Source organism: Listeria grandensis, assembly GCF_014322885.1.
Taxonomy (GTDB): domain Bacteria; phylum Bacillota; class Bacilli; order Lactobacillales; family Listeriaceae; genus Listeria_A; species Listeria_A grandensis.
Map to the genome: position 1 here is coordinate 423187 of NZ_JAASUG010000001.1, position 15900 is coordinate 439086.

Below are 15900 nucleotides of genomic sequence, written 5' to 3' on the forward strand. Positions count from 1 at the left end.
TACACTGTTAAAGTAATCAAAACATATTGGAGGAATTTATAAAATGGCAAATGTATTATTTATAAAAGCAAACGGTTTACCAGCGGAGCGTTCCGTAAGTGTGAAATTATACGAAGAATTCTTGAAGAACTATAAAGCGAGCAATGCAGGAGACACAATCACAGAACTTGATTTGTTCCAAGCAGACCTTCCTTATTATGACGCAACGATGATGAGCGGGCTTTTCAAAGAATCAACAGGTGAAACATTAACAGAAGACGAAGCACGCTTAGCAAAAGTAGCCAATAGCTACCTAGAACAGTTCCTAGCAGCAGACAAAGTTGTGATGGCATTCCCATTATGGAATTTCAGCATCCCAGCCCAATTCCTAACATACTTATTCTACTTAAACCAAGCAGGTAAAACGTTCAAATACACAGCACAAGGCCCAGTAGGTCTAGTAACAGACAAAGAAGTCGTATTACTAAACGCACGTGGCGGTGTATACTCAGACGGTCCAATGGAAAGCTGGGAAATGTCATTAAACTATGTAAAAAATGTCTTGGCGCATCTCGGCATCGCAAACCCACAAACCGTAGTCGTAGAAGGTCATAACGCAACACCAGACCAAGCACAAGACCTAATTACAGCTGGTCTTGAAAAAGCAGCAGTATTGGCGAATAAATTTTAACTAGAAGTGCTGAACACGCCCGTTAGCTTCGACAGAAATTGTTAGAGGCGCAGGAAAAACCCGCATTTGGTTTTTACGGAGGCCTCGAAAATTTCGAGGATCTGGCTCTTGAAGCCGGACACCACAACGAAGTGCTGAAAGAGCCCGTTAGATCCGAAAAAATTTGTTAGAGGGCGCAGAAAAAACCCGCATTTGGTTTTTACGGAGGCCTCGAAAATTTCGAGGATCTGGCTCTTGAAGCCTGACACCGCAGCGAAGTGCTGAAAGAGCCCGTTATTCCCAATAGAAATCAGCGTAAAAAATAAGAATCGCCACTCCTCAAAAAGTAGCGATCCTTATTTTTTTTACTTACTATCCTTCAAAGCCTCAGTCTCCACTCGTTTCATAAAATCAATCACAACCTTATCATTATTCTTCGTGCTACCGAGCTTCATCAATGCTTTACCAAGAAAGTTAACTCCTTGATTCGAACCACTATAAAAGAATCGTGTCGAATTCTCATCGATTTTTTCCAGCGTAAAAGACGTCTCGATCTTGAATGCTTTTGCGAGCACAAATCCACTCGTATTATGCTTCCGGTTCGGCGTATCCTCGTGTGCTAAATCCTCCACGATATACGTCTCCACACGCTTGCCTTCCTGATATTTTTGTCGATATTTTGAACCCACAACGCCTTCCTTTTTTTCAATCACCTCATTCTCAATAATTTGAGGCATAATCCGCGGCATATTTTCGAGCTGAAACAAATTCCAGATCACCTCAATATTCGCCTCAATCACCATTTCCTCATTCCAAGTCTGCATCCTTCAATCCCCCATTTCTAAAAATTCGTCAATCTCCGTAATAATTGCTTCCGTTTGCACAATCCGCTGACGCAAAGCCACTTTCTTCTCCTTTAAAATTTCCTCTAGCTCGAAAAGCGATCGATCATGTATCACCGTCAGCATTTCCTGGATAGAAAAATCAAATCGCCGCAAATAAACGAGTAGTCTTGCCGTCAAGAACGAATGGTTATCATAATAACTATACTTATTTTTAGGATTCACAAATACCGGTACGAGCAACTCAATCTGCGCATAATACCGCAAAGTTTCCTTTGTCAATCCTGTCATTTCAGCAAACTCACCAATTCGGTACATGATTTCTCCTCCTCCTCACTAATTATAAACCATGTAGCGCACCACAGTGTCAATCATATTCTTTCATAAAAAAAAATTTCATACTATCTCCACATTCCCCACCACTCCCATGTCAAAATAGGTTATACTAGTAGTAGGCAATCTATATCATAAGGATGGTGAAGCATAATGTCGCGAGAATATACGGAAGATGATCTTGTATACGGTGAATCTTGGGGACTTGTACACCGTGGTTTTTTAGCGGATAGCGAGATCGAACGAATGAAAGCGCTACGAGATAAGGTGATGGGTAAACGAGGAACAGCCGGAACAACTTTGAAACCGATTGGCAGAGTAATCATTGATAACGAGTGGTACGACGCTAGGCTCAAAGATGGTTATTTAGACATAGGTACTCCTATCGTTGTTGTCGGCATTGATATTGGCTATGTTTTAGTAAATGAAGACCTAAAAAGAGAGGAAGATAATTCATGATTGGACCAATTATTATTGCAGTTTTAGTAATCGTATTTTTGATTATATTTTTCACACTTGTACCGGTGGGCTTGTGGATCAGCGCCATTTCCGCACAGGTTCGTGTCGGACTAGGAACATTGATCGGTATGCGTTTACGCCGGGTAACTCCTTCTCGCGTCGTTAAACCACTAATTAAAGCCGTAAAAGCCGGATTGGAACTGGAAGTCAACCAACTGGAAAGCCATTACTTAGCAGGTGGTGATGTGGACAAGACGGTAGATGCACTTATCGCCGCGCACCGTGCCAACATTGAACTAGACTTCAGCCGCGCCGCAGCGATTGACCTTGCTGGACGTGACGTTTTAGAAGCCGTTCAAACTTCCGTTACACCAAAAGTTATCCGTACACCTGAATTTACCGGCGTTGCCCAAAATGGTGTCGAGGTTAAAGTTATCACGCAAATTACCGTGCAGTCGAATATTGACCGTATCGTCGGTGGTGCTGGTGAAGATACCGTTATCGCACGTGTCGGTGAAGCCGTAGTCTCCACAGTCGGTGAAACCCGTGAACATACCGATGTACTCGAAAATCCAAACAGCATCTCGAAAAAAGTACAAGAACAAGGTCTGGGCGACGGCACTGCTTATACGATTCTTTCTATTGATATCGCTGAAATGCGTATCGGTGACAATATCAAAGCAAAACTTGATATCGAAAAAGCCAATGCCGATATGGAAGTAGCACAAGCTGCCGCGTCAAAACGTAAAGCCGAAGCGATTGCGCTAGAGCAAGAAAATCGTGCCGTCGTAGTTGCTGCCGAAGCCGAAGTTCCAAGAGCCCTTGCAAAAGCGCTTGAAAAAGGAAACCTTGGCGCAATGGATATTTACCGGATGGATAATGTTCAGGCGGATACGACGATGAGAGAGGCTATAGCGAAAGAAGATAAATAAGTTCGGCGGCATCGTCGTTATTTAGTTGTTGGGATATTCTCTTCGTTCATATCCATATTGATGCTGTAACTCATTTCATTCGAACAGCCTCAACAATGAGAGAGGCTATAGCGAAAGAAGATAAATAAGTTCGGCAGGCATCGTCGTTATTTAGTTGTTGGGATATTCTCTTCGTTCATATCCATATTGATGCTGTAACTCATTTTCATTCGAACAGCTTCAACAATGAGAGAAGCTATAGCGAAAGAAGATAAATAAGTTTGGCAAGCATCGTCGTTATTTAGATGTTGGGATATTCTCTTCGTTCATATCCATATTGATGCTGTAACTCATTTTCATTCGATCTAATCCGTTCACTTTAAGAGAAAGAGGGTGTAACGAAAATGGAAAGTGTTTTTTCTAATATTGGTGATTGGTTCGGTACTGCAATCGTTATTATCGGGATTCTCGTTGGCCTTATCAGCTATTTCAAAAATGCTGAAACCGAGGAGAAAGAGGAGAAAACTAATCTTCCAAATGTCCCTAAACAGCGTTCGAATCGCTCCCAGTCTCAAAAAAAACCTGTGAAAAAAACGCAACAAACAGCTTACAAAGATACGGTAATTAAAGATGCTATCACGAATGTCGATACCAATGTCATTCATTCGCATCATCACCATACCGCTACTCGTAAACGTGTCCGTGGCAAAATGCAAGATGCTATTATCATGAAAGAAATTTTAGATAAACCTGTGTCATTGCGGCAGGAGAAATAATGCGCTAAATCCCCCTCCTAACTGGGAATGAAATACTTTCTAGTTGGAGGGGATTTTTGCGTTATCTACCTAGACAAACCAATTTCATAATTCAAAAGCATTGCAACCCAATGATTTTCAAAAGTCAAGAATGGTCTATCTTCCCATTGATAGGATGCGATTTCCACTTGGCTTCATAAAAAATAAGATAAAAATCCATCTATTTCAAGCCGTTTTCGACTTATGACTGTGATCCATACTACATAAGCGTGTGTTTTCTGGACACATTTAAGTCATGCAACTGCGTCTCGGCTTGGTTCCTGTTCTAAGCGCGTCATCAAGAGCTTTAGTGGCGCAAGATGCTCGCACTTTTCGTTCATAAAGGGGCAGGTTCTGGGCCCTGTTCCTTCTTTTCGGATGGATGGGAGGTAGTGCCGTTTTCTTTACATTGCTCCATTCCGTATGCCTCTTGTTTTCATTCCTTTCTTCATACATACATCATGTATTTGATTACCATTCGAAAGAAGCGTCGCTTGGGATGAGCGGACGCTTCTTTTTGTATTACGATGGCCTGCTTGGTAACATCGGGACTTCTTGTTCTTTTTGTAACGTATTTGTCGCGCGATCGTAAACTTTCGCGGTGATCTGACTGCTTACACTTGGGATACGCCCAGCCATATTGATGGCGAATGTGCCACTACCTTCTGTCACGGCGTAATTATTTTTGCGCACGCCATCGACCCACATTTCGATCCGTCCGACGAGGCTACTATTGACTTTTCCCGTCACGTTGGTTTTTCCATAAAAGAAAGCGGCTGCCCCTGTGTCTAAGGCTAAATCATACCGTGTGTCAACAAGAGGAACCCTCGCTTGGTATTTTTCCCAGGTAAAACCATTGGTATCGACGGGGGTTAACGTGACTTCGGCCAATGCGGAGGGGATTTTTCCCATAAGATTGACTTGGAAGCTACGTGCACCTGCGGGAATAACGACCTCCGATGTATCCTGCTTGCCATTCACATGGATCAGCACTTTAGCGATTGGATGACTGGCTTCTAAGGTGACGGTAAGCTCCGATTGGGCGACATCGTAGGTAGGAATGGTCATGCCCATGCGACTTTTGACAAATTCGACATTGGTCGTTTGGCGTTGCTTGTTCCATTTATCATAGGAAGCCAGTTGGATCCCGCGGTTATCGGATGCTTCGACGTTTCCTCGCAGGCTAAAAACAAATTCGGCTGCGGGATCTGTAATGGTTAGCATGCGTTTGACCACTCCCTTGTCTACGAGTCCTAATCGTTGGACGAGTGCCCCAACGCTCCCTTTCAGCGAGACATGATCGACATTATAGGCGCTTGGGGCGACTTTAAAACCTGCGACATCCTCTAATGGTAGTTTTTGTGTCGTCGCTAGGTTATTCTCTGCATCATAGCCTTCGATCCAAATCCCGCGATACACATCCTCTTTGGTTGGACGAGGGAGTCGGAAAGGGAGTTGCGTGGCTTCTTGATCGATAGGAACCTGGTCCTGCAAGACCTGTATAGCCTCATTACTGCCTTCTGGGGGATACTCGACAACACGTACCTGTTTAATGAGAGAACCTACCTGTAGTTTCAAGTGGGTGTCTTGTTGGACGTCGTACACTTCCGGTGTGATGCGATACCAAGCGGCTTGTTGGACGGGTTGGGTATTCACTTTATACCGATGCCCGCTATTCCCTGTTACTGGATGTAACTGAATAGGGTCATTAAAAGCCACAAGGGACATGTCGCGGTAGTCTGTCCCCTTCAGGGCTTCTGCTTGGATGCGAAATGTCCGTGTACTCAGATCCACTTTGACATACGTATTGGGTACCACGTGTTGATTATTTTCCAAAATAGCTTGTTGGTTTCCTTGGTGAAGCTCGACAGCACCTACTTGGCTGCCTACTTTCCCAGTCACCGTGCCTGTCTCGCCATCCCAGTGTACATCCGTCATAGCATAGCTGTAGGCATCCTGTTGCCGCGCACCAGCTTCTTTGGCATCTTCCCATTGATTCGTGAAAAGCCCCTCTAGATGCATCTTGGAACGCACGCCGAACTTATCATCCTGTACGATGACGGTATTCTTATTGGCGATGATGTTTTGCTGAAACGTCATGTGGCTCTCATTTTCTCGTAAAACGATAGGGGCATAGGTCCGCTTTCCAATCACCGCCTGGCCCTCGGGACTACTACTCCCAATCACACCGATGTGGTTCGATGTCACGGTGAGTTTTCGTGTACTACCCGCAGAACTCATTCCCGCTACTTGAACAGAGCCTTCGGACGCTTTGCCAATGGTATTTTGTGCAATATGCATACCTTGGGGGTTGGATTCAGATTCTGATTTGGCTTTATTTCCTACCATTTTGACAGCAATGGCGCCAAAGGGAGTTGTATCTGTACGTCTTGGTTCGATGGCATCGATCGTATTGCCTTGGATCACGCCGTTGGTATAGCCAATAAGTCGGGGGATCGTTGTATCAAATGGTGACAGGCGGTTCGTTCCCCAGACAGCAATGCCTACTTGGCTTTTGGCTTCGTTTTTGGGTTGCCATTTTTGGCGATCCCCCGCTTGATTGATACGGTTGTTGGTGATGATGACGTCTTGGGAAGGGTAGTAGTATGCTTTATCCGTTGCTGGCACATCGGCATCCGTGTGATCTTGTCCTCCCACCACGATAGGACGATCGACACCTACTAGCACATTTTGATCCATAGTTATACCTTGCACACTATGACCATCTAGTCCCTCCCAGTATGGATTGTCTAAGACAACATTATGTTGAAAGGTCACGTTGCGACTATTAGGGTAACGGATGTAGTAAGCGAGCCCAGGATCAGGGGACTCCATTTTATGCATTGATGCACATATGTTGTAATTTTTTCCGTTCTTTCCCTTGTCAGTATGCCCAATTGACTTTGTTAGTGTCTTTTCGACTACCATGTTCTCGACGGAATAGCCGATAATACCATCACGCTTCACATTCTCGACTTTCATCGCATGATTGAGCGTGGTAACGGCCGTTGTGCCACGAATCGTGACGTTTTTGGCTAGGTCGATCGTTATCCCATTGCCAGCCATATTTTGGACAGTCACGTCTTCGATGGTGAGATTCTGAAGATAATCCTTCGCTGTTGGCGCTTGGGGATTCGGACCTTCGCCGTAGTTTCCTTTGGCTGTGATACCGTTTTGATGGTAACTCATACTAGCTACTGGGGTTTGAAGCCCATCTAAGGTTAAATTACGTACCACCGTATCATTTGCCATATCAATCATGGCATCGTAATAACGTACCTGATCCACAGTTGAAATTGCAGTTAGTGCGAAATCATCCAACACTCGATAAAGTGTTGTTTTTCCTTGCCCTTCAAGTGTTACCCCATCTATTAACTTTATTTTTTCGCTTAAATACCACTCCCCTGAAGGCAAGCGGATGGTACCACGATGTTGATTTATATCAGGAACTAATTCACTTACCTTTTGAAGTGCTGCTTTGATGGATGCTTCGTTCACGTCCTTCGCGGCATCTGAATCCCCTGCCATCATTACATAGGAATCCTGTTTTATCAATTCACCTTTGGCATTTAAGATAGAAATAGGCTGTACATTGGCGGACAACACACTTCTGACTTGTTTCGTGACTAACTTCTCTCCCACTACGTCCTGTTGCAAAAACGCTACAATTTGCGAATCACTGTCTCGATATTGTACAATTTGGTCACCAGGCTGGAGCCATTTCACCGTATTCTCCGCCTGCACTTCGCCCTGTGAGCTCCCCACATTCGCGGCTAGTTGCTCCCCTTCAGGAGTGTACACCACCAATTGACTCGTCTCTCCCGTCGTCTTTGTCTCTTCTGCCTGAATCGTTTGAGCGAGTGCTTCAAAACGGTTCGTATCCTTTGCCTGTACAGCTGGTAGCGCCTCTAATGGCCGAAAATCGGTCACTTGGTTCCCTGTCAGCCGTAGTGTTTGTAAGTTCGTCAACCCTTGTAACGCTTGCACCGATGTAATCCGATTAATGGAGAGATCCAAGCTCTGTAACTGCGTCAACTTGGCTAATGGGGTTAAGTCTTGAATGAATTCGTTTCGTAAGGTCAGGTGCTCTAAGTTTTTCATCGATGCCAATGGTGCTAGCTGTTGAATCCGCCCCCCTTCATTCCCCTCCGCATGCAAGGTTTTTAAGTGGGACAACTGTTGAATGCCTGTCAAATCTGTTATCGGCCTTTCGGGGGTATCTGCTAAGGTGGTGATCGTCGCTAATTGCTCCGCAGACACAGGCGCTTCTAAGTTAACTCGTTCGGGGAACAAGGTTTTTTCTGGATATAACTCTAGATACACGGCGTGTGCCAGGTGTGGATCTGGAAATCGCTCTTGAAAGGACACCCCGACCTCCGCTTGTGTCACTGCCTCGACGGGGTGCCGATCTTCTAGCCAGCTCTCCGCTGGGCTGAGTAGTAAGACCCCTAGGCACATACCATAACTTGCTTTTTTGATCCATGTTCGTTTCCTCGTCATTTAAATTTAGCTCCTTTACGCTTGCTTGCTTGATATCGTGGACGAAGGAATAGCCAAGTGCCTACTAGCAACAAGGTCAGTCCCCATCCGATGGAATGCGTGGTGCGATCCCCCAACGAGGGCAGGGTCGGTCCTGGCACAACTGGTACCACCGATGGGCTTGCTTCGGAGGATACATGCGTTGGTAAAGGAACAGATGGTGTCCTTGTATCCTCTGTCGCAGGAGACGGTAGTGAAGGCTTCGGTGGCGTGGTATGCCCCTCCTCCAATGGATCAATCGCTTCGATGGGCTCGTCTAGCGCATACACAAAGCGCACCGTTTGTGCGGATGGACCGAAGATCCCCGTCGCATTCGCTGGATGTTCGGAGACACGGTATCCTAGAATCACTTTGGCTTTGGCGTGGTACGTCTCCCCTGCATGCCCCTGCAGGATATCTTCTTCCGCTACGGTTTTTCCTTGCGCATCCACATGTTGGACCGTGACAGGTTGCACGACTGGTAACGCTTGTTTGGTATAAACAAAACGAACCGTTTGTGCCACCGCTTGGAAGGTCCCGGTATGATTACTTGGCAGGCTCGTCAGTTGGTAGTCTGGAATCGTTTTAGCCTCGGCTTGGTATGGGGCACCAAATGCCCCTGTCAAGGTTTCCTCTTGTGTTAGGGCTTGCCCTTGGTCATCGACATACTGTACCGTGACGGGTTGCGTCATAGGTGGGACAGTCTCTTGCGCATAGATAAAGGTCACCGTTTGCGCTTCCGTACCAAAAGTGCCCGTTTGATTGGCTGGTGTCGTGACAAGACGGTACCCTACAATAGCCTTGGCTTCGGCTTCATACGTATCTCCCAAAGCTCCTGTTAACACTTCTTCTGGTGCTACCATCTTCCCGTTGGTATCTAGATGACGCACTGTGACCGCTTGACTGACAGGGACCGCTTCCTTGGTATAGACAAACGTCACGGTTTGCGCCTCGGTGCTGAAAGTCCCTACCCGATTCGCTGGTTCTTCCGTAAGCTGGTAGCCGTCAATCGTTTTGACTTGGGCTGTATACGCTTCGCCCAGCACTCCCGTTAAACGGTCCTCTGGCGCTAACACCTCGCCTTGGTCATCCACATAACGGACGGTGACGGCTTGGACGGTTGCTTTCGCAGGTAGTACTCGTTGTTTAAAAACGACACTTATAAAACGATTGGAATTGGTGCCACCTACGGGTCGCTGTGTAAAGGTAACCCTGCCAACGGTCCCCTGTTTTGTCCAAATGACCTGATTATTTTGGTATGCGTCCAATCCCTGCCATTTATCGTCCAAGTAAACGGAACCATACGCCACCTGTTGCCCAGTAGGATCAAACGCCTGCATAAAGACAGGTTCCCCGACATAGGCATCCGGGAGTTGCACCTCACTTCGTAATTGCCATGTATTACTTGCATCCTGGATGAGCGGTAAGTGTTGTAACGGTCGAAAATCACTGACACTCGTAGTCAAATACAACGTCTTCAGGTTCGTCAGCTGCCGAAAAGGAGCCAAGCTTTGAATGTTATTTTGCATATCCAAATTGATATATTCCAGTTTCGTTAATCCTGCAATCGGACTCGCATCTGTGATGTTGTTGTCACTTAAATCTAAATACGTGAGATTGGTTAAGTTTTTTATCCCCGAAATATCTTGCACTCTACTCTTTACGATGGAGAGCTCTTCTAGTTTATCTAGACCGGCTAATCGATCTAGATTTTCTACAAAACCACTCCATACACCATCTCCAATGTTTAACTCCTTTAAATTATGCAGATATTGGACACCTTCGATCTTTCGCATCGGATTTTCTGTCATGCCCCAATTTTCCGTGATTTTCGTCACCTGATTGAGCTTTTCTTGCGTCACTGGACGATCTAACGAATAGTCATCTAGATTTAGTAACCACGCATCCCAATCGAAATCCCCTATCTCTGCAGCGACCGTCATTGCTAATTTTGAATCTGGAAAAAGCGAACGATAGGTACTATTGGCGGGAATGGTTGGTGTTGTATTTGTTGCTTTGGGTGTCGTCAGCGTCTTGGCTTCTACACTATATGCGGACGAATTTTTGGGAACGTATGTGACAATGCCACTCCCTAACAACACGCCTGACAGCCCTATATGGACCCACCTTCGGTATTTCTTTCTTCTTTGATATGTTAGCATATTATTATTCACTCCTTTTGGCGACGGAAATAGCCTCATCGCGACTCTATTTATTCATTGTATCTATTTTCACATGTAATTGCTGTATACAAAATAAGGCATTACTTCTCAAAAACCGCCTAAGATAACGCTTTCAATGATCCGTTTGGCGCAAACTGTCCAAATTGGCGTTTTTAAGGAGATCGACCAGCACATCCCCAACAAAAAAGACACATGTTGTGTGCCTCTTTTTTCGATTATGCGAATAAATATGTAACGAGAGTATCACACAACGGCATTGTGTAATACTCCTATTTAGCTGTAAATTAAACAAAAATACTGATTTAACCCATTGAAATAGTTGGACTATACGTTTCTTCTATAAATATATAGACTTTAATTTATTGATGCTTTTTTAGCTATATCAAACATGATATATAGCGACACATACCATCACTTGCTTTTTGGATCCATGTTCGTTTACTTGGCTATTGATTTAGCTCCTTTTACGCTTGCTTGATTGGTAACGTGGACGAAGGAGTAGCCAAGTCCCTACTAGCAACAAGGGGAATCCCCATCCGATGGAATGCGTGGTGCGATCCCCCAACGAGGGCAGGGTCGGTCCTGGAACAACTGGTACCACCGACGGACTTGCTTCGGAGGATACATGCGTTGGTAAAGGAACAGATGGTGTCCTTGTATCCTCTGTCACAGGAGATGGTAGTGAAGGCTTCGGTGGCTCCTCCACTGGATCAATCGCTTCGATAGGCTCGTCTGGGGCATACACAAAGCGCACCGTTTGCGCGGATGGACCGAAGATCCCCGTCACATTCGCTGGGTGCTGAGAGACACGGTACCCCGGAATCACTTTGGCTTTCGCGTGATACGCCTCCCCTGCGTGCCCCTGCAGGATTTCTTCTTCCGCTACGGCTTTCCCTTGTGCATCCACATGTTGCACCGTGACAGGTTGCACGACTGGCAACGCTTGTTTGGTATAAACAAAACGAACCGTTTGTGCCACCGCTTGGAAAGTCCCAGTATGATTACTTGGTAGGCTGGTCAGTTGATAGCCTGAAATCGTTTTAGCCTCGGCTTGATATGGGGCACCAAATGCCCCCGTCAAGATTTCCTCTTGTGTTAGGGCTTGCCCTTGGTCATCCACATATTGTACCGTCACTGGTTGTGCTAGGGACGGTGCAGTCTCTTGCGCATAGACAAAGGTCACCGTTTGCGCTTCCGTACCAAAGGTGCCCGTTTGATTGGCTGGTATCGTGACAAGTCGGTATCCTGCAATAGCCTTGGCCTTGGCTTCATACGTATCCCCTAAAGCTCCTGTTAACACTTCTTCTGGTGCTACGACCTTCCCGTTGGTATCTAGATGACGCACTGTGACTGCTTGACTGGCAGGGATGGCTTCCTTGGTATAGACAAAGGTCACCGTTTGCGCCTCGGTGCCGAAATTTCCTACCCTATTGATCGGTTCTTCGGTGAGCTGATACCCGTCAATCGTTTTAGCTTGGGCTTCATACGCTTCGCCCAGCACTCCCGTTAAACGTTCCTCTGGCGCTAACACCTCGCCTTGGTCATCCACATAACGGACGGTGACGGCTTGGACGGTTGCTTTGGCAGGCAACACTCTTTGCTGAAAAAAAACGTTCATATATTGTTTAGATGTTATACCTTCCTCGGGACTCTGAAACCAAACTTGTCCTTTTTCCCCACTTTTTTCCCACCGCATATATGGCGTTTTATATGTGCCACCTCGCCAGTTTCCATCTAGCTCCACCGCACCATACGTCGGTGTGTCTCCAAACGGATCAAACGCTTGCATAAAGACAGGCTCTCCAACATAGGCATCCGGGAGTTGAACGGTTCCATCCAAGTGCCATGTACTACTGGAATCTTGAATTAAAGGTAAGTGTTGTAACGGTCGGAAATCACTGACACTCGCACTCAAATACAACTTCTTCAGATTCGTCAATTGACGAAAAGGGGCCAAGCTTTGAATGTTATTTCGTGCATCTAAATTGATAGATTCCAGTTTCGTTAATCCGGCAATCGGACTCGCATCTGTGATGTTGTTGTCACTTAAATCTAAATACCTGAGATTGGTTAAGTTTTTTATCCCCGAAATATCTTGCACTCTACTCTTTACGATGGAGAGCTCTTCTAGTTTATCTAGACCGGCTAATCGATCTAGATTTTCTACAAAACCGCTCCATACACCATCTCCAATGCTTAGCCTCTTTAAATTATGCAGATATTGGACGCCTTCGATTTCTCTCATTGGATTCTCTGTCATACCCCAATTTTCCGTGATTTTCGTCACCTGATTGAGCTTTTCTTGCGTCACTGGACGATCTAACGAAGTGTCATCTAGATTTAGTAGCCACGCATCCCAATCGAAATCCCCTATCTCTGCAGCGACCGTCATTGCTAATTTTGTATCTGGAAAAAGCGAACGATAGGTACTATTGGCTGGAATGAGTGTTGCTGCTTCTTTGGTATAGACAAACGTCACGGTTTGCGCCTCTGTGCTGAAAGTCCCTACCCGATTCGCTGGTTCTTTGGTGAGTTTGTAGCCGTCAATCGTTTTGACTTGGGCTTCATACGCTTCGCCCAGCACTCCCGTTAAACGTTCCTCTGGCGCTAACACCTCGCCTTGGTCATCCACATAACGGACGGTGACGGCTTGGACGGTTGCTTTCGCAGGTAGTACTCGTTGTTTGAAGATAACTCTCATATAATTGCCTGATGATGCCTCATCATTTGATCCCTGAAAAGTGACTTGTCCCTTTTCCCCACTTTCTTCCCACCGCATGTATGGCGTCGTATATTTCCCCCCACGTAACTTGCCATCTAGCTTTACCGAGCCATACGTAGAAGCTTCCCCAAAGGGGTCGAACGCCTGCATAAAGACAGGTTCCCCGACATAAGCATCCGGGAGCTGCACCTCACTTCGTAATTCCCATGTATTACTTGCATCCTGAATGAGCGGTAAGTGTTGTAACGGTCGAAAATCACTGACACTCGCACTCAAATACAACTTCTTCAGGTTCGTCAGCTGATGAAAAGGAGCCAAGCTTTGAATGTTATTTCCCGTATACAAATTGATATATTCCAGTTTCGTTAATCCGGCAATCGGGCTCGCATCTGTGATGTTGTTGTCACTTAAATCTAAATACGTGAGATTGGTTAAGTTTTTTATCCCCGAAATATCTTGCACTTTACTCCTTAAGATGGAGAGCTCTTCTAGTTTATCTAGACCGGCTAATCGATCTAGATTTTCTACAAAACCACTCCATACACCATCTCCAATGTTTAGCTCCTTTAAATTATGCAGATATTGGACACCTTCGATCTTTCGCATCGGATTTTCTGTCATGCCCCAATTTTCCGTGATTTTCGTCACCTGATTGAGCTTTTCTTGCGTCACTGGACGATCTAACGAATAGTCATCTAGATTTAGTAACCACGCATCCCAATCGAAATCCCCTATCTCTGCAGCGACCGTCATTGCTAATTTTGAATCTGGAAAAAGCGAACGATAGGTACTTCCTGCTGGAATGGTTGCCGCTTTTGTTTCTTTCGTAGCTTGTGTTGTTTCTACAGCATGTACTGCTTTTGTTGGGACCGCGTACGGTAATAAGCCATTCACGACTAAAAGTCCCGCCAGTGCCAAGCTTGTCCTTCCTTTTCGATTTGTTGCCATGTGTTTCACTCCTCCTATATTAGATTTATCGTGCCATAATTGTCTATCGACAATACCAGGTAACTGCCTTCTTGCGACTCTGCTTAATTATTATATATGTTTCCAAAAATAATTACTGTGTAAATAGTATGACAATTGCCCTTCTAAAAGCCGTCGAGATAACGCTTTCTTTGACTTTTTTATAGTATTCTGCCCAAATTGGCGTTTTGAGTACAGTAAAAACTACATAGCCACGCAAAAATACATATCTCACGTGTACCTTTTTTTGATATACGAGATAGTATGTAGATGGTTCCTGGGCTTTAGCTCCATATCAAACAGCATGTTTTTTGATACAACGTGAAAAACAAGAAAGGACATCCCTTTTTCAGTGCGCCCTTTCTCTTATTAACCATGCACCTGTTCTATTAATCTTTGTACAATTTATATGAATCAATGTCATAATTTCTAGGCCCTGCGGCTCTACTGTTTTGAAGCTATGAAAAAGATATACCTCCCCATTTTTGATATCATGTTAAGTGCTAACCAAACATAATCAAAAAGGAGCGATCCCTCATTACAATGGTACCTATAGAATGCATTTCTTTTTTGAAGTGTCCATTCTATAGGTACCACTGTAAAATTGACTTATGAAATTAATTCAGACATAAAAACAGCGCCATTGCCGTGTAAAGCCAATGACGCTACTTCTATTATTTATTATCTTTACTATCAGTACCACGTTCTGGCATTGGTCCATCGTAATCTTCGTCAAATCTTTCGCTACTGGGCATTGCGCCGAAATCAGGACGTCCACCCATAAACCTTGGGTCTGCCATTCCTTCGGGGCCTCCGCCACCAAATCTTGGGTCCATCATTCCGCCTGGCCCCATTCCTCCGAACCTCGGATCATCTATTCCACCTGGGAAACCACCACGACGAGGGCGGCCACCTCCCCAGCTGCGACCAAATCCTGGACGGCCACCTCTTCCTTGCACTGGACCTCCTTCAAATTCTAAAGAATCGTCTCCTAGTTCTTTCTCCAATTCAGCTATCACACGTTGTAAATAGTCGTGTAAATGAGCTTGTTCTTCTTCATCCAACACATCGAAAAGTTTATCAAAATCAAAGGGGCTCTCTTGTGATTGTTCTGCGGCCTCTTTCCCAGCTTCTGTTAGTTTGACATTCATGACACGACGATCTGCTTCTGATGGTTCGCGTGTCACAAATTCACTTCGTTCCAGTTTTGCCAGTAATTCTCCTAACGATTGGTTGCGCATATCGAGTAAATAGCCCAATTCTTTTTGCGTGATCTCCGGTTTCATTTTCAAAATCGATAACACGCGGCCTTGGCCTCTATATGGATTGCCAAATGGCCCAGCATTTCTTGCACTGTGAATTTGATAGTGGTGCATCAAGCGATTAAATTGCATAAATTGTTTGGTTAGATTGCTCTTTTCTTCTGTCATTTTAAATTCCTCCAATGTTTCATTTTTGTCATCAAGACATAATTAAAAGGTACCTTTGTTTTACATTATAAAGGCACCTTTCTATTTTGTCAA

At 45.1% G+C, this 15900-nt stretch carries 10 protein-coding genes; 4 read left to right on the forward strand and 6 right to left on the reverse strand.

Annotated features, from left to right (window positions below):
- The first annotated feature begins 43 nt into the window (after positions 1–43).
- Positions 44–670, forward strand: a complete 627-nt coding sequence (locus HCJ54_RS01925) for an FMN-dependent NADH-azoreductase (RefSeq protein WP_187136423.1) — start codon at positions 44–46, stop codon at positions 668–670.
- 344 nt (positions 671–1014) lie between these two features.
- On the opposite strand, the gene HCJ54_RS01930 is transcribed toward HCJ54_RS01925, so the two are convergent.
- Both HCJ54_RS01930 and HCJ54_RS01935 read right to left on the reverse strand, forming a co-directional pair.
- Positions 1015–1473: an SRPBCC family protein gene (locus tag HCJ54_RS01930; RefSeq protein ID WP_187136424.1), complete on the reverse strand. Its 459-nt coding sequence runs from the start codon at positions 1471–1473 to the stop codon at positions 1015–1017.
- A 3-nt stretch (positions 1474–1476) separates the two neighbouring features.
- Positions 1477–1809 carry a MerR family transcriptional regulator gene (locus HCJ54_RS01935; protein WP_187136425.1) on the reverse strand — a complete coding sequence of 111 codons (333 nt, stop codon included), beginning with the start codon at positions 1807–1809 and terminating at the stop codon, positions 1477–1479.
- Between the two features lie 168 nt (positions 1810–1977).
- Between HCJ54_RS01935 and HCJ54_RS01940 the strand changes: the two genes are divergently transcribed.
- The 3 genes from HCJ54_RS01940 (at position 1978) to HCJ54_RS01950 (ending at position 3970) form a co-directional block, all read left to right on the forward strand.
- A complete protein-coding gene (locus HCJ54_RS01940) occupies positions 1978–2283 on the forward strand; it encodes an NfeD family protein (protein ID WP_185410698.1) in 306 nt (101 codons plus the stop codon).
- A complete protein-coding gene (gene floA / locus HCJ54_RS01945; protein WP_185410696.1) occupies positions 2280–3215 on the forward strand; it encodes a flotillin-like protein FloA in 936 nt (311 codons plus the stop codon). Before HCJ54_RS01940 ends, floA begins: the two co-directional genes overlap by 4 nt.
- Before the next feature lie 383 nt (positions 3216–3598).
- Positions 3599–3970: a hypothetical protein gene (locus HCJ54_RS01950; protein ID WP_187136426.1), complete on the forward strand. Its 372-nt coding sequence runs from the start codon at positions 3599–3601 to the stop codon at positions 3968–3970.
- A 540-nt stretch (positions 3971–4510) separates the two neighbouring features.
- On the opposite strand, the gene HCJ54_RS01955 is transcribed toward HCJ54_RS01950, so the two are convergent.
- The 4 genes from HCJ54_RS01955 to HCJ54_RS15410 form a co-directional block, all read right to left on the reverse strand.
- Positions 4511–8488 carry a leucine-rich repeat domain-containing protein gene (locus tag HCJ54_RS01955; protein ID WP_187136427.1) on the reverse strand — a complete coding sequence of 1326 codons (3978 nt, stop codon included), beginning with the start codon at positions 8486–8488 and terminating at the stop codon, positions 4511–4513.
- Positions 8485–10668: a MucBP domain-containing protein gene (locus HCJ54_RS01960; protein WP_187136428.1), complete on the reverse strand. Its 2184-nt coding sequence runs from the start codon at positions 10666–10668 to the stop codon at positions 8485–8487. Before HCJ54_RS01960 ends, HCJ54_RS01955 begins: the two co-directional genes overlap by 4 nt.
- A 475-nt stretch (positions 10669–11143) precedes the next feature.
- Positions 11144–14359 carry a MucBP domain-containing protein gene (locus HCJ54_RS01965; protein WP_187136429.1) on the reverse strand — a complete coding sequence of 1072 codons (3216 nt, stop codon included), beginning with the start codon at positions 14357–14359 and terminating at the stop codon, positions 11144–11146.
- Between the two features lie 692 nt (positions 14360–15051).
- Positions 15052–15807 carry a MarR family winged helix-turn-helix transcriptional regulator gene (locus HCJ54_RS15410; RefSeq protein ID WP_187136430.1) on the reverse strand — a complete coding sequence of 252 codons (756 nt, stop codon included), beginning with the start codon at positions 15805–15807 and terminating at the stop codon, positions 15052–15054.
- Between the last annotated feature and the right edge of the window lie 93 nt (positions 15808–15900).

Excerpts from the sequence above, each read along its gene's own strand:
- HCJ54_RS01965 (WP_187136429.1), bottom strand. The coding sequence starts at position 14,359 with ATGGCAACAAATCGAAAAGGAAGGACAAGCTTGGCACTGGCGGGACTT.
- floA (WP_185410696.1), top strand. The coding sequence starts at position 2,280 with ATGATTGGACCAATTATTATTGCAGTTTTAGTAATCGTATTTTTGATT.
- HCJ54_RS01955 (WP_187136427.1), bottom strand. The coding sequence starts at position 8,488 with ATGACGAGGAAACGAACATGGATCAAAAAAGCAAGTTATGGTATGTGC.
- HCJ54_RS01940 (WP_185410698.1), top strand. The coding sequence starts at position 1,978 with ATGTCGCGAGAATATACGGAAGATGATCTTGTATACGGTGAATCTTGG.
- HCJ54_RS01925 (WP_187136423.1), top strand. The coding sequence starts at position 44 with ATGGCAAATGTATTATTTATAAAAGCAAACGGTTTACCAGCGGAGCGT.
- HCJ54_RS15410 (WP_187136430.1), bottom strand. The coding sequence starts at position 15,807 with ATGACAGAAGAAAAGAGCAATCTAACCAAACAATTTATGCAATTTAAT.
- HCJ54_RS01935 (WP_187136425.1), bottom strand. The coding sequence starts at position 1,809 with ATGTACCGAATTGGTGAGTTTGCTGAAATGACAGGATTGACAAAGGAA.
- HCJ54_RS01930 (WP_187136424.1), bottom strand. The coding sequence starts at position 1,473 with ATGCAGACTTGGAATGAGGAAATGGTGATTGAGGCGAATATTGAGGTG.
- HCJ54_RS01960 (WP_187136428.1), bottom strand. The coding sequence starts at position 10,668 with ATGCTAACATATCAAAGAAGAAAGAAATACCGAAGGTGGGTCCATATA.
- HCJ54_RS01950 (WP_187136426.1), top strand. The coding sequence starts at position 3,599 with ATGGAAAGTGTTTTTTCTAATATTGGTGATTGGTTCGGTACTGCAATC.